The sequence below is a fragment of the Streptococcus sp. 3109 genome, assembly GCF_013276905.1.
Classification (GTDB): Bacteria; Bacillota; Bacilli; order Lactobacillales; family Streptococcaceae; genus Streptococcus.
The window spans coordinates 25408-45543 of record NZ_VMLY01000001.1 but is presented as its reverse complement, the minus strand read 5'-3'; the positions used below and the strand labels follow the sequence as shown (position 1 = coordinate 45543).

Sequence of the window (20136 nt, the reverse complement as noted above, 5' to 3'; positions counted from 1 at the left end):
AAAGAGGTGCAGAATGGTCTGTAATCTCAATATGACCAATTTGCGGCAGATTGACGGCGGTCACCTGATTAAACAAGGGGACTTGGCTTCCACCTTTGGTTTTGCCCTCTTAGACGAAGACTACCAAGTCATCTCCTCTCTGGAAGGGGAGGAGGCGCTGATCAGTCTGACCAAGGAGGGCTACCAGTGGAAAAAGCAGGTAGCTGTTACCAGTCAAGGTGTGAGTTTTCATCTGGACGCTATCTTGCCCATTGGGAGTTATCGCTTGGAAATCACGGCTGGAGGCTATGTTTTCCCCAGTGATAAATCTGTCCATATCAAGATAGTCGCCTCAGATAAGGAATTGGTCACAGAAGAAGTCCACGCTCTAAAAGAGCTGGATATTGCAAAAGAAGTCGAAAAACAGCTTGCAGGTAGAACTGTAGGCGAGAGCCCAGCAGGTCAGGAATTGCCAGACCTGCTCTTTTATTACAATTTAGGAAAGGTGTAACACAAAATGGATACTACAAAATTAACAGCATTTGCGCAGGCAGTGGGGGAAGATAACAAAAAGGTAAACGAAGAGCTGAAAACGAAAGTCAGCACGTCTGCCATGAATCAGGCAATCGCCCAAGCTAAATCTGAAGTTAAGGCTGAAATCTTGGGTGAGGGAACGCCTGAAAATCTTGACACACTGAAAGAAATCGCGGAAAAAATCACAAGTATGGGACAAGATGAAAATAGCGCACTTCTTGGCAAAGTAACTGAAGTCAGCGGACGTGTAGATCAGATTGCCAATGTTGACTTGGTCGCAACCTATAACGCAGCGAAAGCGTGAGTGCTATGAGTAACCTTGAAAATCTAGCAAGAGCAATCGGTGAGGATGTCAAGGCAATCAAAGAAGATTCAGAGTTAAAGGATAGGGAAGTCCAGGAAAGACTGGGCTCCCTTGAGAGTAGACCGAGAGTCAATCCAGAAACCCTCGTTACAAAAGCGGAGCTGGAAAAGAAAGGCTACTTGACCTCCCACCAAGACTTGTCTACTTATGCCCAAAAATGGGAGTTGTACAATGATATCCCCATCAAGGCTAGGATTTCCGCCTTGGAAAATCGCCCGTCATTTGACAATCTGACCTCCAGCCAGAGAGAAAGCTTAAAAGGGGAAAATGGCCACAGCTTAAATGCGAATGTACGTATTGAGGGAAGCTATCGAAACGGTGCGACTAGTCAGTTGAATTTGATCGCGGACGTCTACTATGACGGAACACGGTTAACCAGTGGCTATACTCTTGATTATTACTACAGAGGTTTTGGGAATAATAGCTGGGGTGTTTTGAGAAATCAAACGCCTGATGCAAATGGTAAATTTGGTCAGTGGAACGCTACTCAGCGTTCAGGAGGCTGGTTTGAGGTCTACATAGTTGTAACGCACAACGGCATTAAAGCAGCTGCTAGCACACGTCTTGATAATGTCAGTGATGGTGCAACAGGTCCAGCAGGCGCTAGAGGAGCCACAGGAGAACGTGGCCCAGCAGGAGCGCCCGGCCAAAACATCATCAACCAAAACGGTGGGCAAGCCTTGAAATATTGGGTTGGTACAAAGGCTCAATATGAATCTATCAGAACGAAAGACCCCCATACTATCTATGATGTGTATGAACCAAAATAGAAAGGAAACAACATATGACACAATTTAACGAACTCATCATTGCCTTTGCGACAGGCTTTTTAGCAGTAGCAGTAGGCGGTATTGTAAAAGCAGTGAAAGACTATCTTTTGCGTAAAGGTGGAGAGAAAGCGGTTATCATCGCTGAAATCCTAGCCAAGAACGCAGTTAATGCCGTGGAGCAGGTTGCTGCTGAAACTGGCTACAAGGGAGATGAAAAACTGGCACAGGCTCGCGCTAAAATCCGTGCAGAGCTGCTCAAATATAACATCAGCATGACCGACAAGGACTTGGATACCTTTGTGGAGTCCGCAGTGAAGCAGATGAATGACGCTTGGAAAGGACAAGAGTAATGGATATCGATACAAGCAGACTACGTACAGGCTTGCCACAAGTCGGAGTGCAACCTTATAGACAAGTACATGCTCACTCAACAGGCAACCGCAACTCAACCGCTCAGAATGAGGCGGACTACCACTATAGAAAGAACCCTGAACTTGGATTCTTTTCTCATGTCGTTGGTAACGGTCGTGTCATGCAAGTAGGCCCTGTAAATAACGGATCTTGGGACGTTGGAGGCGGTTGGAATGCGGAAAGCTATGCAGCAGTTGAATTGATTGAAAGCCATTCAACTAAAGAAGAGTTCATGGCTGACTACCGCCTCTATATCGAACTCTTACGCAATCTAGCTGATGAAGCAGGTTTGCCGAAAACGCTTGATACAGATGACTTGGCAGGTATCAAGACGCATGAATACTGTACCAATAACCAGCCTAACAACAACTCAGACCATGTTGACCCGTATCCTTATCTTGCCAAATGGGGCGTTAGTCGTGAACAGTTCAAGCAGGATATTGAAAACGGCTTGACGATTGAAACAGGTTGGAAGAAGAACGATACAGGCTATTGGTATGTACACTCAGACGGCTCTTATCCAAAAGATAAGTTTGAGAAGGTCAACGGAACCTGGTATTACTTCGACGGCTCAGGCTATATGCTTGCAGACCGCTGGAAGAAGCACTCAGACGGCAACTGGTACTACTTTGACCAGTCAGGTGAAATGGCGACAGGCTGGAAGAAAATCGCTGATAAGTGGTATTATTTCGACGTAGAGGGTGCCATGAAGACAGGTTGGGTCAAATACAAGGACACATGGTACTACCTAGACGCTAAAGAAGGCGCCATGGTATCAAATTCCTTTATCCAATCAGCTGATAAAAAAGGCTGGTACTACATTAAACCAGATGGAACACTGGCAGATAAGCCAGAATTCACAGTAGAGCCAGAAGGCTTGATTACAGTTAAATAAATAGAAAGGAAACTTTCTAAAATGTTCTTTCACCGCAGGCTCAGGCTTGCGGTTTTTTTGTTTGCTCTGAAATTGACTTGTTGACATCAACAAATAGCTTTACAAAGCGCTTGGTTGTCAATTTTGTTGACGTTAACAAAATTAGAGTTTGTATTTCTATTTTGCAAAAACACGCATTTTGAACGATTAGAAATCAAAATCTAAATCCTATTGTTCAAAAAAGCGTTTTCTTGAAGAATAGGGAGGAGTAATGGCAGGGTATTATTGTCAAAAACGGTGTTTTGTTAAAAATAAAAAAACAGTGACCGAAATCACTGCTTATCAGTTGTAGCAAATTCATAAAGTTTTTCCGCTGTGAGAAGTGCCATTTTGTCCATACTTGTTTTTCCTTTTCTGAGGTCAGAAACGGTAGTCCATGGAACTCCAGCGCCTTGCGAAATAGCAGATGTAGACATCGAACTGTCTAACAATTCTTGAATAACTTTTCTCATCTTATTTGTCCTTTTTGTTTTTTAGATAAATGTATACATTAATTGCAATTATAAAAATAGCTATTGCACTAACCATTGCATTTCCTCGTTCCATTTGATAAAATAGAGGTGTGAGGGGCTTTCGCCCCAACCTCTTAGCGTTTACCTTTTTCTTTTGCGGGATTTCGGTTTACGCTTTTTGTTTTGCCTTGCGACCGTTATTGCGGTCACTAGACTTGCGATAGCAGTTACTGTTTCAGGAATATTGTCTATTGCCTTTTCAAGTAACCTAAGCCAATCTTCTTTGTTCAACTTCATCACCCCCTTTCCTTATCTTGATTATATTATATCACGGTATACCGAGAAAGCCAAGAGTTTTGATGGAGTTTTTTTATTTTATTTTTTTAAAAAAAGACCGTGAGTAATCACAGTTTTCTATTTGTAAACTATTGAACTTTAAGTTGGAACCTTCTCAACTATGCGGGCAAAAGTGAATACGATGATGAATACGATTAAAAAAAATGATAGCAATTAACGAAAATGATTTTAACGAAAAATAAGTAAAAACTCAACTATTTACAAGTGATGATAACTATTTGTAAACGTTTTTCACTTATGGTATAATCTTAAAATATGAAAGGAAGGACTAGAAAATGGATGATAAAGTAATTGAACAATATGCAAAACAAGATAATCTTGATATTAGAGTAAAAATACATAAGAAGTATTCAAAAAATAAATTAGGATTTAACAATTGGATATTTTCCAACTACCAAATCACTGATGAAGTAAAGGTTCTAGAATTGGGATGTGGTACAGGAGAACTGTGGAAAAGTAACAGTGATTCTATAGATAAAATGAAGCAGTTGGTTATTACAGATTTTTCTAAAGATATGGTGAAAACAACGAGATCAGTGATTGGAAATAGAGACAATGTTAACTATGAAATAATGGATATTCAAAAGATTTCTTTTGAGGATGAAACGTTTGATATTGTTATTGCTAATATGCTTCTACATCATGTAAATGATATTCCTAAAGCGCTCTCTGAGGTGAATAGAGTCTTAAAAACAGGCGGAATTTTTTACTGTGCTACATTTGGTGAAAATGGAGTTGTAGATTATTTGGCAAGCTTATTTAAAGATGAGGTCAATCAAGATTTGGAAAATAAAACTTTTACTTTACAAAATGGTAAAAGGTACCTGAGTAGGTGTTTTAACTCTGTCGATACATTGCTCTATGATGATGAGTTACAGGTAACTAGTATAGATGACCTAGTTAAATACATCCAATCCTTTAAAGGAATTTCAGAAATAGGTTCGCTAGAAGAGGAAATAATTCGTAAAAGGTTGGAAACTGAGTTTAATAATGGTATGTTGATTATTCCTAAAGAATATGGAATGTTTATCGCTCGAAAATAAAGTTAAGGGAAAGAATTGTGAAAAATTATGGAGAAGCTTTTCGATATAAAATCAAGCGGATAGTCTTTAGAGCATGCTATAGCTGATTCTATATAAAAATCTCAATCTTTTGGATTTGGAGAAGTTTCTTGGGTGCAAAAAGACCAGATTCCAAACTTGGATCTGGCCTATGATATGTTACCTTTGATGGAGATGATGGAAGCTCCTGACAAATCAGAGTTTTTCTACCGTCATCGTACAGAAGACGATTGGGAAAAGAAAATTTTCTAGTCTTTTACTAAATAACCAAGTTGGTCCAAGGCCTCCTCGATATAGTGGAGGCCTTGTTGTATTTCCTGTATAATAGTAATAATGGATTTGGAAAAAATATATGTACTCTGAAATAAATTTAAAATATTTTTAGAAAAGTATTGACAAATCAAAAGAAAACGTTTACTATAGAATAAGGGAACGGTTCCACAACGTAAGAAGGAGGAATGATGACTACAATAAAACAGGTTGCTGAAGAAGCTGGAGTATCAAAATCAACGGTTTCAAGATATATATCAAAAAAAGGTTATGTTGGAGATGATGCGAGAGAGAAAATAAAAAATGCGATTAAAAAATTAAATTACACACCAAATGTATTAGCACAATCTTTGAAAACCAAAAAAAACCAAATGGTGGGACTCTTATTGCCAGATATTTCAAATCCCTTCTTCCCAAGATTGGTTCGAGGAGCTGAATCATATTTGAAAGATAAAGGTTATAGAATTATGGTTGGTACGATTTCAGACCAAGAATCTTTGAGTGAATATGTTAATTTACTGTTGAAAACAAATGCTGCTGGAATTATTACTACACATGACTTCACAAAAGAATATCCAGATTTATCATTACCTGTTGTTGTGGTTGATCGAATTAGTAAAGATACAGGTTACGGTGTTTTTTCTGATAATCAGTCAGGTGGTCGTTTGGCTGCTGAAGCAATCTGTAATGCAGGTGCTAAACAAGTTCTGATTATTAAAGTTTTAGATGATAAAGCCGAGAATATCGCGGAACGGTTTGAAGCAAGTTTAAACTATTTGAGGAATAAATCTTTAGAAATTTGTATTGAAGAAAGTGAAACGTTTGACTTTGAAAAAATTCAAAAAGAAGCTAAAGAGAATCTAAAAAGAAATCCCAATATCGATAGTATTATAGCACCTTCAGATATTCATGCGATAGCTTATATTCATGAAATTTTAGCAATTGGTAAAAAAATTCCAGATGATATTCAAATCATTGGTTATGACGATATTGTACTTAGTCAATTTATTTACCCTTCTTTATCAACTATTCACCAATCATCATATAAAATGGGAGAACAGGCTGCAAAGCTAATCTATAATATGGCAAATAAGTTCTCTATAGATGAAGCTAAAATTAAACTACCTGTTAGATACGTAGAAAGAAATACATTAAGGAGAAAGTAATGAGTAAAATTGTTGTTGTTGGAAGTATTTCAATGGACTTAGTTATGAGAACAAAAAGGATTCCAGAAGGAGGTGAAACGATTTTTGGGGATTCATTTAATATAGTTCCAGGTGGAAAAGGTGCAAATCAAGCTGTAGCTATTGGTAGATTATCCAGTGTAGAAGATAATATTTACATATTTGGAAACGTCGGAGAAGATATTTTTTCAGAAGATTTACTAAGTAATTTGCAAAATAATAATATTTCTACAGAACATGTGGGAACGGTACCACAATCTACAGGAGCTGCACAAATTACTTTATATGGAGGTGATAATAGGATTATTTATTATCCCGGAGCGAATAATTTAGTTAAAACAAATGATTGGAAAAATGAGTGGGAATTGATTAGTGATGCAAGTATTGTTGTATTACAGAATGAAATACCACATGAAGCCAACCTATCTATAGCTAAATTTTGTCAAGAAAATCAAGTTAAGGTGCTTTACAATCCTGCACCAGCTAGAGAAACAGACATAGAGATGATTCCTTTTTGTGATTTTATTACTCCTAATGAGCATGAATGTTCAGAGCTTTTTCCAGATAAGAAATTAGAAGAAATTATTAAAATTTATCCTAATAAAATGATTGTGACATTAGGAGTTGAAGGTTCTATTTATTATGATGGGACAGCAGTTCAGAAGATTCCTGCTATAAAAGCAGAAGTAGTTGATACTACAGGAGCAGGAGATACGTTTAATGGTGCTTTTGCTTATGCTATCTCAAAAGGAAAAGAGATGAATGTTGCATTGTCCTTTGCAACGATTGCTTCACATCTTTCTGTTCAAAGATTTGGAGCGCAAGGAGGCATGCCGAGTTTGAAAGAAATAAAGGAGCATTCAGGATATGAAGAAATATGGGATTTTAAATAGTAATATAGCAAAACTAGCTGATGATTTAGGTCATATGGATTTGGTTTGTATCGGAGATTTAGGATTGCCAGTTCCAAAAGGTGTTGATAAAATTGATTTAGCATTAAGAAAAGGTAGTCCAAGTTTTTTAGAGGTTTTAAAAGAATATTCAGATCATGTACTTATTGAAAAAATTTTCTTAGCAGAAGAAATTAAGGAAAAAAACAAAGAACAGTGGCATGCAGTTCTAGATCTTTTAGGATCGAATATAATTATTGAATATATTAGTCATGAAGAATTGAAAGCTATGAATACTAAAGTTAAAGCAGTTATTCGCACTGGGGAAGATACACCATATTCGAATATAATCTTGCAATCAGGAGTTATTATTTAGAAGGGGGTTGCCTATGAAAATTGAAATGAAGAACATTTCAAAATCTTTTGGGAATAATCGTGTTTTAGAAAGTATTGATTTGGTTCTTAATTCAGGAGAAGTTCATGCTTTAATGGGGGAGAATGGTGCAGGCAAATCAACCTTAATGAATATTTTAACTGGACTTTTTCCAGCTACTTCAGGAACTATTTTTATTGATGGAAAAGAAAAAACATTTTCTAATCCTCAAGAGGCAGAACGGTTTGGATTGAGTTTTATTCATCAAGAAATGAATACTTGGCCAGATATGACTGTACTTGATAATCTTTTTTTAGGAAGAGAAATAAAAAATTCGATTGGGTTTCTAGATAAGGCTAGTATGGAAAGGAAAGCTAAAGAAGCATTTAAACGTCTTAATATCTCTATTCCTCTCGATGCAATCATTGGTCAATTATCAGTCGGACAACAACAAATGATAGAAATAGCAAAATGTTTATTATCAGAAGTTTCCTTGTTAATTATGGATGAACCCACAGCAGCTTTAACTGATCGTGAAACTGAAACACTTTTTAAAGTGATAGAAGGATTAAAATCTGATGGTGTAGGTATTGTGTATATTTCACATCGGATGGAAGAAATCTTTAAGATTACAGATCTTATAACTGTTATGAGGGATGGGTTTGTAATTGATACTAAGAAAACGAAGTTAACTAATGCGGATGAATTAGTTCAGAAGATGGTAGGTCGTGAATTAGAAGATTATTATCCAGAAAAAAAGGCTGAGATTGGGAATATTGTTTTTCAAGCTAAGAATCTTTCTGGTGATGCTTTTACGGATATTTCTTTCTATGTACGTCAAGGGGAAATTCTTGGTTTTTCTGGTTTGATGGGTGCTGGTCGTACTGAAATAATGCGAGCAATTTTTGGAATTGATTCTTTAAAATCTGGTCAAATTATAATAAACGGAGAACAACTGATAATTAAAAATCCTTTTGAAGCAATTAAGCATGGAATTGGTTTCTTAACAGAAGATCGTAAAGATGAGGGATTGATTTTAGATTTTTCTATTAAAGATAATATGACTTTACCTAGTACTCGTGATTTTGTTAAAAATGGCATTTTCGATAATAAAACAAGTGGTATATTTGTACAACGCTTAATTGATAGGTTACAAATTAAATCAGGTTATCCAGATAAGGAAGTTGGGACACTTTCTGGTGGTAATCAACAGAAAGTAGTTTTAGCAAAATGGATAGGTATTGCACCAAAAGTACTGATTTTAGATGAGCCAACTCGTGGGGTAGATGTTGGTGCTAAGCGTGAAATTTACCAATTAATGAATGAATTGGCTGAACGAGGTGTACCGATTATTATGGTATCTTCAGATTTACCAGAAGTGATCGGAGTCAGTGATCGCATTATGGTCATGCATGAAGGAAGAATTAGTGGAGAATTAACACGTCAAGAAGTTACACAAGAAAAAGTTATGCAACTAGCTACAGGAGGACAATAGTGTGAAAAATACTATGAAGTATATGTCAGAATTGACAACAGTAATAGCATTGATAATTTTAATGGCTGTCATCACTATTATCAATTCAAATTTTTTAACAGCAAATAATCTGTTAAATTTACTATTGCAAGTAACATCAAATGCACTGATCGCTTTTGGAATGACCTTTGTTATTCTAACAGGTGGAATTGATTTATCAGTTGGATCAATTTTAGCCTTATCCAGTGCGTTAACAGCTGGCCTATTAGGATCTGGAATGCCTGTTACATTAGCAATTCTCATCTCTTTAATTTTGGGTTGTATTCTGGGGATGATGAATGGTTTATTGATTTCCTACGGGAAATTAGCTCCATTTATCGTTACTTTAGCAACTATGACTATTTTTAGAGGCGCAACACTTGTTTATACAAATGGGAATCCTATTACAAAAGGATTAAGTGATACATTCTTATTTCAATTTTTGGGGCAAGGTTACATAGTAGGAATTCCATTTCCTGTAATTATTATGTTTATTGTATTTATTGTTTTATATGTTTTACTTCATAAAACAGCATTTGGTAAATCTGTGTATGCTATAGGGGGGAATGAAAAAGCAGCATATATATCAGGTGTGAAACTAAATAAAGTGAAAATTATCATTTATTCAATATCAGGTATTATGGCTTCAATTTCTGGATTAATTATAACATCACGCTTAAGTTCTGCTCAACCAACAGCAGGTGCTAGTTATGAAATGGATGCTATTGCAGCTGTTGTTCTTGGGGGAACCTCATTATCAGGAGGTAAAGGTCGTATACTGGGGACCTTAATAGGTGCTTTAATTATTGGGGTTTTGAATAATGGACTTAATATTATCGGTGTTTCAGCATTTTGGCAACAAGTAGTAAAAGGAGTTGTAATCTTAATTGCTGTTCTGATTGATCGTTTTAAAGTTGTAAAACAGTAGAATCATTTTCAATTTTTTTGGAAATAGTAACAATTTATTAGATGACGAACAATAGTCGGGATGGAAACTATCCCTATATATATTACGAGGAGTAATAACATGAAAATTATTAAAAAAATTAGCATTTTTGCTTTGTTTGTAACATTTATTTTTGCTTTAGTAGCTTGTGGAAAAACTGGTTTAGGAAATTCATCAAATGATAATAAATCTACGACTCAAAAGTCGGCAAAAGAATTAAAATTAGGAGTTTCTATTTCGACTACTAACAATCCCTATTTTGTGGCTATGAAAGATGGTCTTGAAAAAGCCGCAGGAGAAAAAGAAGTAACTTTGAAGATAGCAGATGCACAAGATGATGCTGCTAGACAAGCAGATGATATTCAGAATTTTATAAGTCAAAATGTAGATGCTTTACTAATTAATCCAGTTGATTCTGATGCAATTGTTACATCTATTAAAGCTGCTAATAATGCAAATATTCCAGTAATCTTAATTGACCGCGGTAGTAATGGTGGTGAAGTCTTGACAACTGTTGCTTCTGATAACGTAGAAGCAGGTAAAATGGCTGCCGAATTTATTACCAAGCAATTGGGAGAAAAAGCAAAAACTTTTGAATTATCAGGAGTCCCTGGCGCTTCTGCAACTGTAGATAGAGGTAAAGGATTTGAACAAATTTCAAAGACAAATTTAGATGTTCTTTCTAGTCAATCCGCTAATTTTGATCGCGCAAAAGCTTTGAATACAGCGCAAAATATGATTCAAGGAAACAAAGAAGTACAAGCAATCTTTGCACAGAATGATGAGATGGCGTTAGGAGCTGCACAAGCAGTAAAAGCAGCTGGTCTTAGCAATGTATTAATTGTTGGTATTGATGGTCAACCAGATGCACATGATGCTATTGCCAAAGGTGATATTACTGCCACTATTGCTCAGCAACCAGCTAAGATGGGTGAAATTGCTATTCAATCAGCAATTGATCATTATCAAGGGAAAAAACTAGAAAAAGAAACAGTTTCTCCAATTTATCTTGTGACTAAGGATAATGTTGATCAACATAATTGGTGATATATTTTCAATAAGTAGGTACTTATTCATCTTCATTCAATGTAGTTTTTAAATATCATTGTTACTATTTGAGCTATTGGATTCAAAAAGACCAGATTCCAAACTTGAATCTGGCCTATGATATGTTGCCTTTGATGGAAATGATGGAAGCTCCGGACAAATCTGAATTTTTCTACTCTCGCCGTACAGAAGATGATTGGTAGAAGAAAATCTTCTAGTCTTTTACTAAATAACCTAGCTGATCCAAGGCCTCCTCGATATAGCGGAGGTCTTGTTGTGTTTCAGCTTCGACTAGGTGGTAATGGATGCCATCTGTCAATTCAGACAGAGGTCTAAAATCTGAATGCTCGACTTGTTCTAGAAAATGTTGCACATCTCTACGACAAGACAGTTTCAGCAAGGTTTCAATTTCTCCATAAACGGGATGGTCAATCAAGGTATTCTGGACACGCCCTCCATTATCTACGATAGCAAGGAGTTCTTGACCGATTTCTTCAACTTCATGTTTCACTTTGAAAAGTTTGTGAACATAAGGATTGGTTTCAATTTGCTTATAGATGTAGCCACGATTGGTGGATAGGATAGGAGCACCATCGGCTCTTAAAATTGCAATGTCCTGTACAATGACCTGGCGTGTAACATGAAAATGTTCAGCCAAACTTTGACCATTGAGGGCTTTAGGAGCTTCTTTCAAGAGTTGGAGCAGGGCTTGTTTACGATCTTTTGTCATAGTTCTTCCTTTTAACGGCGTTTTCGAAGCACTTTATAGACAGCTAGTGCTAATGTATAGTCTACCATACTATGGATAATTGTGCCAAATCCAACTAGTACAAAGAGAACATAAAACATATTTTCTACATTGGTACCGGAAGTTGCATAAAAAAGGACACAGGCTAATACTTCAGCAAGGGCATGGACAAGCGCTAACACAAAGTTGAAAATCCAGGAAGATTTTGGTTTATCTAGGGTTTCGGGGAATTTTTGTAGGTAAAGAGCCCCCAAAGTCCCAAAAAAGATATGGGAAAAAGCTCGAAATACGATAACCATGGGATAGCCAGCCATCAAAAATCCAAAACTAGAGGCTATGATGACAAAAACTGCCATCAAGGGCGATAAGAACATAGCGATAAAAATAGCGATGTGGCTTCCCAAAGTGTAAGAAGCAGGTGGAATGACAATCTTAAAAGGCATAACAATTGGAATCAAAATCGCAATAGCCGTTAAGAGGGCAGTCATTGTCATAAATTGTGTCTTTTTCCGTGTATTCATAAGAATCTCCTTTTTATCTGTATATACACTAGTATAGTATAATAAACCAGACAATAAAGCAAGGATTTACTTGAGTTTATAGGTCGTTTTTTAGTTAATACTCTTCGAAAACCTCTTCAAACCATGTCAGCTTCCATCTGCAATCTCAAAACAGTATTTTGAGCTGGCTTCGTCAGTTCTATCCAGAACCTCAAAACCGTGTTTTGAGCAACTTGCGGCTATCTTCCTAGTTTACTTTTTGATTTTCATTGAGTATAAATATAGTAGTTTGAAACTGGAAGAGTATATCATGAATGATAAAATATTTCTAGAAATTAATTTGAATTCCCTAATCTATTTGTTGGTATCTTATTTCAATATATTTTACTGGTAAAAATTTCACTAAAAAATAAAATATACAGAACAAAATCTCCACCTTCAAGCATGAAAGCGGAGATTGTTTTTATTTCTTCAAAGTTTGTAATCTTGGAACAATGGCTAGGGTTAGAACTGCGGAAATAACTAATTCAGCAATGGAGTTTGTTGAGATAACAGTTGCTAGGAGTTTTTGGATATTACCATCAAAAACATTTCCAAAAAGGTAGAAAATTCCACCAAGGACAAAGACTGTATTAGTAAGTGAACCAAGGGCGCCAGCTAGAATCAGACCGGTTTTATTTTTCATCAGTTTATAGACCAGATAAGGAGTTAAACCAATCAAAATACGTGGGACGATGGCAATGATAGCTGAGTAGATGTTCCCGTTTGGTACGAAGGGAGAGAAGAGGTAGCTTGTCGGCAGAATCGTAATTGTGTTAACGGTCAAGCTAAGTAGTCCCATTAAAAATCCAAGTGTAACCCCAACGCGTGGACCGTAGATAATGCTGGCAATAATGACAGGAATATGAACGATGGTCGGTTTGATTGGGAATGGAAAAAGGTTAAAGATAAGTGAGCTTAGAAAATGAATCACGAGCATGGTTGCAAAAAAGATAGCAATAGGTGCAATATTAGAACGTTTTTTCATTGAGAGTTTCCTGTATTCTTTCTAAAATAATTGTGAGGTCAGCTAAGGCTCCTCGTCCGTGGTCTCCACAAGCTAGTAGGGATTCCTTCGGAGCGATCAGCTGATAGCCGTAGGTTTCTAATGTTTTCAGATTAGCCTGAGTTGCTGGATGGTCATACATCTTTGTATTCATAGCAGGTGCGATGAGTTTTGGGATATGACTTGGCAAGGCTAGAGCCGTACTGGTCACCATATTGTCCGCAAAGCCGTGGGCTAGTTTTGCAATAGTGTTAGCAGTTGCAGGGGCCACGATGAATAGATCAGTTTCTTTTCCAAGTTCAATATGATTGACTTGATCTGGATAGGATTCCTTCATGACATCCAAGTGAATAGGATTCTGTGAGAGTACCTGTAGTGTCAAAGGTTGGATAAACTCTGTAGCAGCCTGAGTCATTAAGACAGTGACTTGATGATCTTGTTTTTTTAGAGAACTGACTAAATCTGCCGACTTGTAAGAGGCGATTGAGCCCGTTACAGCCAAGAGAATGTTTGCCATAGTTTTCCTTTCTATGAATGATAGTCTTGAATTTTTTCAAGGAGGAGTTCTGCAATTTCTTCTTTAGTCTGGACTGTTTGAAGCTGATCTTTTTCAACAAAGATAGCTCTGTGCTGCTTTGCTGAGATTTGGGTTAGGTCATTTGCTATGATTAAGTCTGCTTTGTTCTTGATAAGACTTTTTCTAGCAATGTCAACCAGATGGTCTTCGGAAACATCAACCAGCAGTTTGAAACCAATCAGATGAATAGCAGGATTCCACTCCTTGACTAGAGAGATGATTTTGGGTGTCTTTTTTAGGAATAAAACCTGAACCTCATCAGTCGAAGAAATCTTAGCTTGATGATTTTGCTTGCTTAAAAATTCTTCCAAATTGGAGCTAGACTGAACTTCCTCCAGACCTGTCATATAAACAGGAGTGTAATCGGACACAGCCATTGAGTGAATCAAGACCTGATAGTCCTTGACACGTTCTTGCATTTCAAGGAGAAGGTCCTTGGTATTGTTAATTTCTCGAATACTTAGGTTGGGATGGGCTTCTGGCTTCAGAGCTCGTTTTGTAGTAATTAAACAAACTTCATGCCCTGCAGTAAGCAAGGTTTCTGTGATGATTTTTCCCAAGTGACCTGTAGAATGGTTAGTGATAGAGCGGACGCTATCGATAGATTCACTGGTACCGCCCGATGTAACTAAAATTTTCATAGCACTATTGTACCAAAAAAAAAATAATAAGCAAAAGAAAGCGCTTGAATATATATAGAAAATAAAAAGAATCTACTATAGTTTCAAACTATAAAGCCATATAAAATTTAAGAAAGGACTTTAAAAACCTTAAAAATAGGGATATTTACGAACGTTTAGAGAGTTTTGGGATGTTAAAAATCTTGTTTTGTGTTATAATGAATTATCATATAAGAGGTTAGAGGAGTTTTGAATGAAAACAGATATTGAAATCGCACAGAGTATTGAGTTGAAACCTATTGTTGATGTTGTAGAGAAGCTTGGAATTTCTTACGACGATTTGGAGTTGTATGGAAAGTACAAGGCTAAGCTCAGCTTTGATAAAATTCGTGCAGTTGAGAGCAATCCAGTTGGGAAATTGATTTTGGTTACTGCCATCAACCCAACACCTGCAGGTGAAGGAAAATCAACTATTACCATTGGTCTTGCGGATGCCCTGAACAAGATTGGCAAGAAAACCATGATTGCTATCCGCGAACCGTCTCTTGGTCCAGTCATGGGGATCAAGGGTGGTGCTGCTGGCGGTGGTTATGCTCAAGTTCTACCAATGGAAGACATCAACCTTCACTTTACTGGAGACATGCATGCCATTACGACTGCCAACAATGCTCTTTCTGCCTTGATTGACAACCACTTACATCAAGGGAATGAGTTGGGAATTGACCAACGTCGTATCCTCTGGAAACGCGTTGTGGACTTGAATGATCGCGCCCTTCGTCATGTAACTGTTGGACTTGGTGGCCCTCTAAACGGTATTCCACGTGAGGATGGATTTGACATTACAGTTGCTTCTGAAATCATGGCTATTCTTTGCTTGGCGACTGATATTGAAGATTTGAAACGCCGTTTGGCGAATATTGTTATCGGTTATCGTTACGACCGTACACCAGTTTCTGTTGGCGATTTGAAGGTTGAGGGTGCCTTGGCTTTGATTTTGAAGGATGCTATTAAGCCAAACTTGGTTCAGACAATTTACGGAACACCTGCATTTGTACATGGTGGTCCATTTGCCAATATTGCTCACGGATGTAACTCTGTCTTGGCAACTACAACAGCCCTTCACTTGGCTGATTACACAGTTACTGAAGCTGGTTTTGGTGCAGACCTTGGTGCCGAGAAATTCCTTGATATTAAGACACCAAACTTGCCAACATCTCCAGATGCAGTAGTTATTGTAGCAACCCTTCGTGCCCTTAAGATGAATGGTGGCGTGGCTAAAGACGCTTTGATAGAAGAAAACGTAGAAGCTGTTCGTGCCGGTTTTGCTAACTTGAAACGCCACGTTGAGAACATCCGTAAATTTGGAGTACCTGCAGTCGTAGCTATTAATGAGTTTGTCTCTGATACAGAAGCAGAAATCGCAGCCTTGAAAGAACTCTGTGCCTCAATCGATGTACCAGTTGAGTTGGCAAGTGTCTGGGCTGATGGTGCAGAAGGTGGAATAGCTCTTGCTGAAACTCTTGTCAAGACTATCGCTGAAACCCCAGCTAACTATAAACGTTTGTATGACAATGACCTTTCTGTCCAAGAAAAGATTGAAAAAATTGTTACTGAAATCTACCGTGGTAGCAAAGTGAACTTTGAAAAGAAAGCTCAAACGCAAATCGCTCAAATTGTTCAAAATGGTTGGGACAAATTACCAATCTGTATGGCTAAGACTCAGTACAGTTTCTCTGACAATCCAAATGCACTTGGAGCACCTGAAAACTTTGAAATTACCATTCGCGAATTGGTGCCAAAATTAGGTGCAGGCTTCATCGTTGCCTTAACTGGTGATGTCATGACCATGCCAGGACTTCCAAAACGACCAGCAGCCCTCAACATGGATGTTGAAAGCGATGGAACAGTCCTAGGCTTGTTCTAGTATATTGTACTTGACTTTAAATGAGTTTGGAAATACTATCCAAGCTCATTTTTTCTCAGACTGCAAGCAGTTCATCAATAAGAATTATACTCTTCGAAAATCTCTTCAAACCACGTCAGCTTCACCTTGCCGTATAGATGTTACTGACTACGTCAGTTCTATCTGCAACCTCAAAACGGTGTTTTGAGCTGACTACGTCAGTTCTATCCACAACCTCAAAACAGTGTTTTGAGCAACCTGCGGCTAGCTTCCTAGTTTGCTCTTTGATTTTCATTGAGTATCAGTCCTCTTTCCCTTGGGAAGAGGCTTTTTAATACTAGGAAAAGGACAGTTAGAGTCTTCTGTGTTATACTAGAGATATGTTAGATTTGAAAGAATACGGTATCGTCATGTGGCCGGAGGAGAAGATTGTTTCTTTTCGTCAGAAACTCCTCACTTGGTATGATGAAAACAAAAGAGATTTACCGTGGCGTAGAAGTAAAAATCCTTATCACATCTGGGTCTCTGAAATTATGCTCCAGCAGACTAGGGTGGATACAGTTATCCCTTACTACGAACGTTTCTTGGACTGGTTTCCGACAGTGGAAAGTTTGGCGAATGCGCCTGAAGAGCGTTTGTTGAAGGCTTGGGAAGGCTTGGGTTATTATTCTCGAGTTCGTAATATGCAGGCTGCAGCCCAGCAGATTATGACTGACTTTGGTGGCCAATTTCCAAACACCTATGAAGGAATTTCCAGATTGAAAGGAATTGGACCTTATACTGCAGGAGCCATTTCCAGTATCGCTTTTAATTTGCCTGAGCCAGCGGTCGATGGTAATGTCATGCGGGTTTTGGCACGTCTGTTTGAAGTCAATCACGATATTGGAATTCCAAGTAATCGCAAAATTTTTCAGGCAATGATGGAAATCTTGATTGATCCGGATCGTCCGGGTGACTTTAATCAAGCTTTGATGGACTTGGGATCTGATATTGAGGCGCCTGTAAATCCCAGACCAGAAGAAAGTCCAGTTAAGGACTTTAGTGCGGCATATCAGAATGGCACAATGGACCGTTATCCAATCAAGGCTCCCAAGAAAAAGCCAGTTCCTATTTATCTTAAAGCCTTAGTTGTGAAAAATTCTCAAGGACAATTTTTACTTGAAAAAAATGAAAGTGAAAAGCTATTGGCAGGTTTTTGGCATTTCCCCTTGATAGAAGTAGATGACTTTTCGCAAGAAGAGCAGTTTGACCTCTTTCATCAGGTTGCAGAAGAAAGCGTGAACTTTGGCCCAAGTCCAGAAGAGAGTTTCCAGCAGGACTATGACCTAGATGTTGCTTGGCTTGATGTTTATTTTGAGACTGTCAAGCATGTCTTTAGTCATCGTAAATGGCATGTTCAAATTGTAGCAGGTCAAGTGAGTGACTTCCATGATTTTTCAGATAGGGAAGTTCGCTGGCTTTCACCAGAAGAGTTCAAGGATTACCCACTTGCCAAACCCCAACAAAAAATCTGGCAGGCTTATGCAAAAGCCAACTTAGACAGTAGCTAAGACTAGCTATCGTGTCTTCTTGCTATTTTTTTGGTATAATAGTAGAGAAAAAGGTGAACATATGAAAAAAATACTAATTGTAGATGATGAGAAACCAATCTCGGATATTATCAAGTTTAATATGACCAAGGAAGGTTACGAAGTTGTAACTGCTTTTAACGGTCGTGAAGCGCTAGAGCAATTTGAAGCAGAGCAACCAGATATTATTATTCTGGATTTGATGCTTCCGGAAATTGATGGTTTAGAAGTTGCTAAGACCATTCGCAAGACAAGTAGTGTACCTATTATCATGCTGTCGGCTAAAGACAGTGAATTTGATAAGGTTATCGGTTTAGAGCTTGGAGCAGATGACTATGTGACAAAACCCTTCTCCAATCGTGAGTTGCAGGCGCGTGTTAAAGCTTTGCTGCGTCGTTCTCAACCTATGCCAGTAGATGGGCAGGAAGCAGAAAGTAAACCTCAACCTATCCAAATTGGGGATTTAGAAATTGTTCCAGACGCCTACGTGGCTAAAAAATATGGCGAAGAACTAGACTTAACCCATCGTGAGTTTGAGCTTTTGTATCATTTGGCATCGCATACAGGTCAAGTCATTACGCGCGAACACTTGCTTGAGACTGTCTGGGGTTATGACTATTTTGGTGATGTCCGTACGGTTGATGTGACTGTACGACGTCTGCGTGAGAAGATTGAAGATACACCCAGCCGACCAGAGTATATCTTGACGCGCCGTGGTGTAGGGTATTACATGAGAAATAATGCTTGATTTACTGAAACAAACGATTTTTACCAGAGATTTTATCTTTATCCTGATTTTGTTAGGTTTCATCCTTGTTGTGACCCTTCTATTACTAGAGAATAGACGTGATAATATGCGATTGAAGCAAATCAATCAAAAGGTTAAAGATTTGATTGCAGGAGATTATTCCAAGGTTCTTGATATGCAAGGTGGGTCTGAAATCACCAATATTACCAATAATTTGAATGACTTGTCGGAGGTTATTCGTCTCACTCAGGAAAATCTAGAACAAGAGAGTAAGAGACTAAATAGTATCCTGTTTTATATGACAGATGGGGTTCTTGCGACCAATCGTCGGGGGCAGATTATCATGATTAACGATACAGCCAAGAAGCAACTGGGGCTGGTTAAAGAAGATGTTCTGAATAGAAGCATTTTGGAATTGCTCAAGATAGAAGAAGACTATGAATTGCGTGATTTGATTACCCAAAGTCCAGAATTGTTGCTAGATTCCCAAGACATCAATGGGGAATATCTGAGCCTTCGAGTTCGCTTTGCCTTGATTCGTCGAGAGTCTGGCTTTATTTCAGGTTTGGTGGCTGTTTTGCATGATACGACGGAGCAGGAGAAGGAAGAGCGCGAACGGAGACTCTTCGTTTCCAACGTTAGTCATGAGTTACGGACTCCTTTAACCAGCGTGAAATCTTATCTTGAAGCCTTGGATGAGGGAGCTTTGTGTGAAACTGTAGCACCAGACTTCATCAAGGTGTCTCTGGACGAAACCAACCGTATGATGCGCATGGTGACGGATCTCCTCCATCTCTCACGGATTGATAATGCGACCAGTCACCTAGATGTAGAATTGATAAACTTCACTGCCTTTATTACCTTTATCCTCAATCGTTTTGACAAGATGAAAGGACAGGAAAAAGAAAAGAAATATGAGCTGGTGAGAGATTATCCTATCAATTCTATCTGGATGGAAATTGATACAGACAAGATGACACAGGTGATTGATAATATTTTAAATAATGCTATTAAGTATTCGCCAGATGGGGGTAAAATCACTGTCAGAATGAAGACAACTGAAGACCAGATGATTTTATCCATTTCTGACCACGGTTTGGGGATTCCTAAGCAGGATTTACCACGTATCTTTGACCGTTTCTATCGTGTGGATCGTGCTAGAAGTCGTGCCCAAGGTGGAACAGGTCTGGGACTGTCTATTGCCAAAGAAATTATCAAACAACATAATGGCTTTATTTGGGCCAAGAGTGAATACGGTAAGGGTTCAACCTTTACCATTGTGCTCCCTTATGATAAGGATGCAGTGAAAGAAGAAGTATGGGAGGACGAAGTAGAAGACTAG

23 protein-coding genes and 3 pseudogenes are annotated in these 20136 nt (G+C 38.1%); 18 read left to right on the top strand and 8 right to left on the bottom strand.

Going from position 1 to position 20136, the window contains the following annotated elements:
• Window positions 1-13: 13 nt before the first annotated feature.
• Genes HT698_RS00245 through HT698_RS00225 form a run of 5 tightly spaced genes read left to right on the top strand, consistent with a single transcriptional unit; the run spans window position 14 to window position 2953 of the window.
• Entirely contained in the window at window positions 14-490 is a 477-nt protein-coding gene (locus HT698_RS00245; RefSeq protein ID WP_173218455.1) for a hypothetical protein, read from the top strand.
• A 6-nt stretch (window positions 491-496) separates the two neighbouring features.
• Entirely contained in the window at window positions 497-817 is a 321-nt protein-coding gene (locus HT698_RS00240; protein ID WP_112445809.1) for a hypothetical protein, read from the top strand.
• 5 nt (window positions 818-822) lie between these two features.
• Window positions 823-1647 carry a collagen-like protein gene (locus HT698_RS00235; RefSeq protein ID WP_173218457.1) on the top strand — a complete coding sequence of 275 codons (825 nt, stop codon included), beginning with the start codon at window positions 823-825 and terminating at the stop codon, window positions 1645-1647.
• A 14-nt stretch (window positions 1648-1661) separates the two neighbouring features.
• Window positions 1662-1997 (top strand): phage holin, encoded by a 336-nt coding sequence (locus HT698_RS00230; RefSeq protein ID WP_173218459.1) that lies wholly within the window; start codon window positions 1662-1664, stop codon window positions 1995-1997.
• A complete protein-coding gene (locus tag HT698_RS00225) occupies window positions 1997-2953 on the top strand; it encodes an N-acetylmuramoyl-L-alanine amidase family protein (RefSeq protein WP_173218461.1) in 957 nt (318 codons plus the stop codon). Before HT698_RS00230 ends, HT698_RS00225 begins: the two co-directional genes overlap by 1 nt.
• A gap of 311 nt (window positions 2954-3264) precedes the next feature.
• On the opposite strand, the gene HT698_RS00220 is transcribed toward HT698_RS00225, so the two are convergent.
• Together HT698_RS00220 and HT698_RS00215 are read right to left on the bottom strand one after the other, a co-directional pair.
• Window positions 3265-3444 (bottom strand): hypothetical protein, encoded by a 180-nt coding sequence (locus tag HT698_RS00220; protein ID WP_023937752.1) that lies wholly within the window; start codon window positions 3442-3444, stop codon window positions 3265-3267.
• A 141-nt stretch (window positions 3445-3585) separates the two neighbouring features.
• A complete protein-coding gene (locus tag HT698_RS00215) occupies window positions 3586-3735 on the bottom strand; it encodes a hypothetical protein (protein ID WP_162489709.1) in 150 nt (49 codons plus the stop codon).
• A 341-nt stretch (window positions 3736-4076) separates the two neighbouring features.
• Between HT698_RS00215 and HT698_RS00210 the strand changes: the two genes are divergently transcribed.
• Both HT698_RS00210 and HT698_RS00205 read left to right on the top strand, forming a co-directional pair.
• Window positions 4077-4844 (top strand): class I SAM-dependent methyltransferase, encoded by a 768-nt coding sequence (locus HT698_RS00210; protein WP_050971369.1) that lies wholly within the window; start codon window positions 4077-4079, stop codon window positions 4842-4844.
• A gap of 117 nt (window positions 4845-4961) precedes the next feature.
• A pseudogene (locus tag HT698_RS00205) lies at window positions 4962-5114 on the top strand (NUDIX hydrolase); the annotation flags it as partial.
• Here HT698_RS00205 and HT698_RS00200 read toward each other — a convergent pair.
• Window positions 5111-5179, bottom strand: a pseudogene (locus tag HT698_RS00200) (DNA-binding transcriptional regulator); the annotation flags it as partial. The pseudogenes HT698_RS00205 and HT698_RS00200 overlap by 4 nt on opposite strands.
• Before the next feature lie 144 nt (window positions 5180-5323).
• Between HT698_RS00200 and HT698_RS00195 the strand changes: the two are divergent.
• From HT698_RS00195 to HT698_RS00165, 7 genes and pseudogenes are all read left to right on the top strand, one after another.
• On the top strand, window positions 5324-6298 hold the full coding sequence (locus HT698_RS00195) for a LacI family DNA-binding transcriptional regulator (protein WP_000207600.1): 975 nt from the start codon (window positions 5324-5326) through the stop codon (window positions 6296-6298).
• A complete protein-coding gene (gene rbsK / locus HT698_RS00190; protein ID WP_050971368.1) occupies window positions 6298-7209 on the top strand; it encodes a ribokinase in 912 nt (303 codons plus the stop codon). The genes HT698_RS00195 and rbsK overlap by 1 nt, the downstream gene beginning before the upstream one ends.
• On the top strand, window positions 7184-7582 hold the full coding sequence (gene rbsD / locus HT698_RS00185; RefSeq protein WP_050971367.1) for a D-ribose pyranase: 399 nt from the start codon (window positions 7184-7186) through the stop codon (window positions 7580-7582). Before rbsK ends, rbsD begins: the two co-directional genes overlap by 26 nt.
• A 13-nt stretch (window positions 7583-7595) precedes the next feature.
• Window positions 7596-9074, top strand: coding sequence for a sugar ABC transporter ATP-binding protein (locus HT698_RS00180; RefSeq protein WP_173218463.1), 1479 nt, complete (start codon window positions 7596-7598; stop codon window positions 9072-9074).
• A 1-nt stretch (window position 9075) separates the two neighbouring features.
• Window positions 9076-10020 (top strand): ribose ABC transporter permease, encoded by a 945-nt coding sequence (gene rbsC, locus HT698_RS00175; protein ID WP_004248623.1) that lies wholly within the window; start codon window positions 9076-9078, stop codon window positions 10018-10020.
• A gap of 99 nt (window positions 10021-10119) precedes the next feature.
• A complete protein-coding gene (locus HT698_RS00170; RefSeq protein ID WP_000691495.1) occupies window positions 10120-11085 on the top strand; it encodes a substrate-binding domain-containing protein in 966 nt (321 codons plus the stop codon).
• 77 nt (window positions 11086-11162) lie between these two features.
• Window positions 11163-11288, top strand: a pseudogene (locus tag HT698_RS00165) (NUDIX hydrolase); the annotation flags it as partial.
• An 11-nt stretch (window positions 11289-11299) separates the two neighbouring features.
• Here HT698_RS00165 and HT698_RS00160 read toward each other — a convergent pair.
• From HT698_RS00160 to coaB, 5 genes are all read right to left on the bottom strand, one after another.
• Window positions 11300-11815 (bottom strand): transcription repressor NadR, encoded by a 516-nt coding sequence (locus HT698_RS00160; protein WP_000159184.1) that lies wholly within the window; start codon window positions 11813-11815, stop codon window positions 11300-11302.
• An 11-nt stretch (window positions 11816-11826) separates the two neighbouring features.
• The gene (locus tag HT698_RS00155) at window positions 11827-12354 is read right to left on the bottom strand and encodes an ECF transporter S component (protein WP_173218467.1); all 528 of its coding nucleotides are present in this window, start codon (window positions 12352-12354) and stop codon (window positions 11827-11829) included.
• A gap of 442 nt (window positions 12355-12796) precedes the next feature.
• Window positions 12797-13360, bottom strand: coding sequence for an ECF transporter S component (locus tag HT698_RS00150; RefSeq protein ID WP_000747412.1), 564 nt, complete (start codon window positions 13358-13360; stop codon window positions 12797-12799).
• On the bottom strand, window positions 13344-13895 hold the full coding sequence (gene coaC, locus HT698_RS00145; RefSeq protein ID WP_173218469.1) for a phosphopantothenoylcysteine decarboxylase: 552 nt from the start codon (window positions 13893-13895) through the stop codon (window positions 13344-13346). The genes HT698_RS00150 and coaC overlap by 17 nt, the downstream gene beginning before the upstream one ends.
• 11 nt (window positions 13896-13906) lie before the next feature.
• Window positions 13907-14596: a phosphopantothenate--cysteine ligase gene (gene coaB / locus HT698_RS00140; protein WP_173218471.1), complete on the bottom strand. Its 690-nt coding sequence runs from the start codon at window positions 14594-14596 to the stop codon at window positions 13907-13909.
• Between the two features lie 232 nt (window positions 14597-14828).
• Here coaB and HT698_RS00135 point away from each other — a divergent pair, with 232 nt between their 5' ends.
• The 4 genes from HT698_RS00135 to vicK all read left to right on the top strand — a co-directional run bounded on the left by HT698_RS00135 (window position 14829) and on the right by vicK (window position 20136).
• The gene (locus tag HT698_RS00135) at window positions 14829-16499 is read left to right on the top strand and encodes a formate--tetrahydrofolate ligase (protein WP_173218473.1); all 1671 of its coding nucleotides are present in this window, start codon (window positions 14829-14831) and stop codon (window positions 16497-16499) included.
• Window positions 16500-16858: 359 nt separating this feature from the next.
• Window positions 16859-18028 carry an A/G-specific adenine glycosylase gene (gene mutY, locus HT698_RS00130; RefSeq protein WP_173218474.1) on the top strand — a complete coding sequence of 390 codons (1170 nt, stop codon included), beginning with the start codon at window positions 16859-16861 and terminating at the stop codon, window positions 18026-18028.
• A gap of 61 nt (window positions 18029-18089) precedes the next feature.
• A complete protein-coding gene (gene yycF, locus HT698_RS00125; protein ID WP_050223087.1) occupies window positions 18090-18794 on the top strand; it encodes a response regulator YycF in 705 nt (234 codons plus the stop codon).
• On the top strand, window positions 18787-20136 hold the full coding sequence (gene vicK, locus HT698_RS00120) for a cell wall metabolism sensor histidine kinase VicK (RefSeq protein ID WP_173218476.1): 1350 nt from the start codon (window positions 18787-18789) through the stop codon (window positions 20134-20136). The genes yycF and vicK overlap by 8 nt, the downstream gene beginning before the upstream one ends.

Excerpts from the sequence above, each read along its gene's own strand:
- HT698_RS00245 (WP_173218455.1), top strand. The coding sequence starts at position 14 with ATGGTCTGTAATCTCAATATGACCAATTTGCGGCAGATTGACGGCGGT.
- HT698_RS00240 (WP_112445809.1), top strand. The coding sequence starts at position 497 with ATGGATACTACAAAATTAACAGCATTTGCGCAGGCAGTGGGGGAAGAT.
- HT698_RS00235 (WP_173218457.1), top strand. The coding sequence starts at position 823 with ATGAGTAACCTTGAAAATCTAGCAAGAGCAATCGGTGAGGATGTCAAG.
- HT698_RS00230 (WP_173218459.1), top strand. The coding sequence starts at position 1,662 with ATGACACAATTTAACGAACTCATCATTGCCTTTGCGACAGGCTTTTTA.
- HT698_RS00225 (WP_173218461.1), top strand. The coding sequence starts at position 1,997 with ATGGATATCGATACAAGCAGACTACGTACAGGCTTGCCACAAGTCGGA.
- HT698_RS00220 (WP_023937752.1), bottom strand. The coding sequence starts at position 3,444 with ATGAGAAAAGTTATTCAAGAATTGTTAGACAGTTCGATGTCTACATCT.
- HT698_RS00210 (WP_050971369.1), top strand. The coding sequence starts at position 4,077 with ATGGATGATAAAGTAATTGAACAATATGCAAAACAAGATAATCTTGAT.
- HT698_RS00195 (WP_000207600.1), top strand. The coding sequence starts at position 5,324 with ATGACTACAATAAAACAGGTTGCTGAAGAAGCTGGAGTATCAAAATCA.
- rbsK (WP_050971368.1), top strand. The coding sequence starts at position 6,298 with ATGAGTAAAATTGTTGTTGTTGGAAGTATTTCAATGGACTTAGTTATG.
- rbsD (WP_050971367.1), top strand. The coding sequence starts at position 7,184 with ATGAAGAAATATGGGATTTTAAATAGTAATATAGCAAAACTAGCTGAT.
- HT698_RS00180 (WP_173218463.1), top strand. The coding sequence starts at position 7,596 with ATGAAAATTGAAATGAAGAACATTTCAAAATCTTTTGGGAATAATCGT.
- HT698_RS00170 (WP_000691495.1), top strand. The coding sequence starts at position 10,120 with ATGAAAATTATTAAAAAAATTAGCATTTTTGCTTTGTTTGTAACATTT.
- HT698_RS00160 (WP_000159184.1), bottom strand. The coding sequence starts at position 11,815 with ATGACAAAAGATCGTAAACAAGCCCTGCTCCAACTCTTGAAAGAAGCT.
- HT698_RS00155 (WP_173218467.1), bottom strand. The coding sequence starts at position 12,354 with ATGAATACACGGAAAAAGACACAATTTATGACAATGACTGCCCTCTTA.
- HT698_RS00150 (WP_000747412.1), bottom strand. The coding sequence starts at position 13,360 with ATGAAAAAACGTTCTAATATTGCACCTATTGCTATCTTTTTTGCAACC.
- coaC (WP_173218469.1), bottom strand. The coding sequence starts at position 13,895 with ATGGCAAACATTCTCTTGGCTGTAACGGGCTCAATCGCCTCTTACAAG.
- coaB (WP_173218471.1), bottom strand. The coding sequence starts at position 14,596 with ATGAAAATTTTAGTTACATCGGGCGGTACCAGTGAATCTATCGATAGC.
- HT698_RS00135 (WP_173218473.1), top strand. The coding sequence starts at position 14,829 with ATGAAAACAGATATTGAAATCGCACAGAGTATTGAGTTGAAACCTATT.
- mutY (WP_173218474.1), top strand. The coding sequence starts at position 16,859 with ATGTTAGATTTGAAAGAATACGGTATCGTCATGTGGCCGGAGGAGAAG.
- yycF (WP_050223087.1), top strand. The coding sequence starts at position 18,090 with ATGAAAAAAATACTAATTGTAGATGATGAGAAACCAATCTCGGATATT.
- vicK (WP_173218476.1), top strand. The coding sequence starts at position 18,787 with ATGCTTGATTTACTGAAACAAACGATTTTTACCAGAGATTTTATCTTT.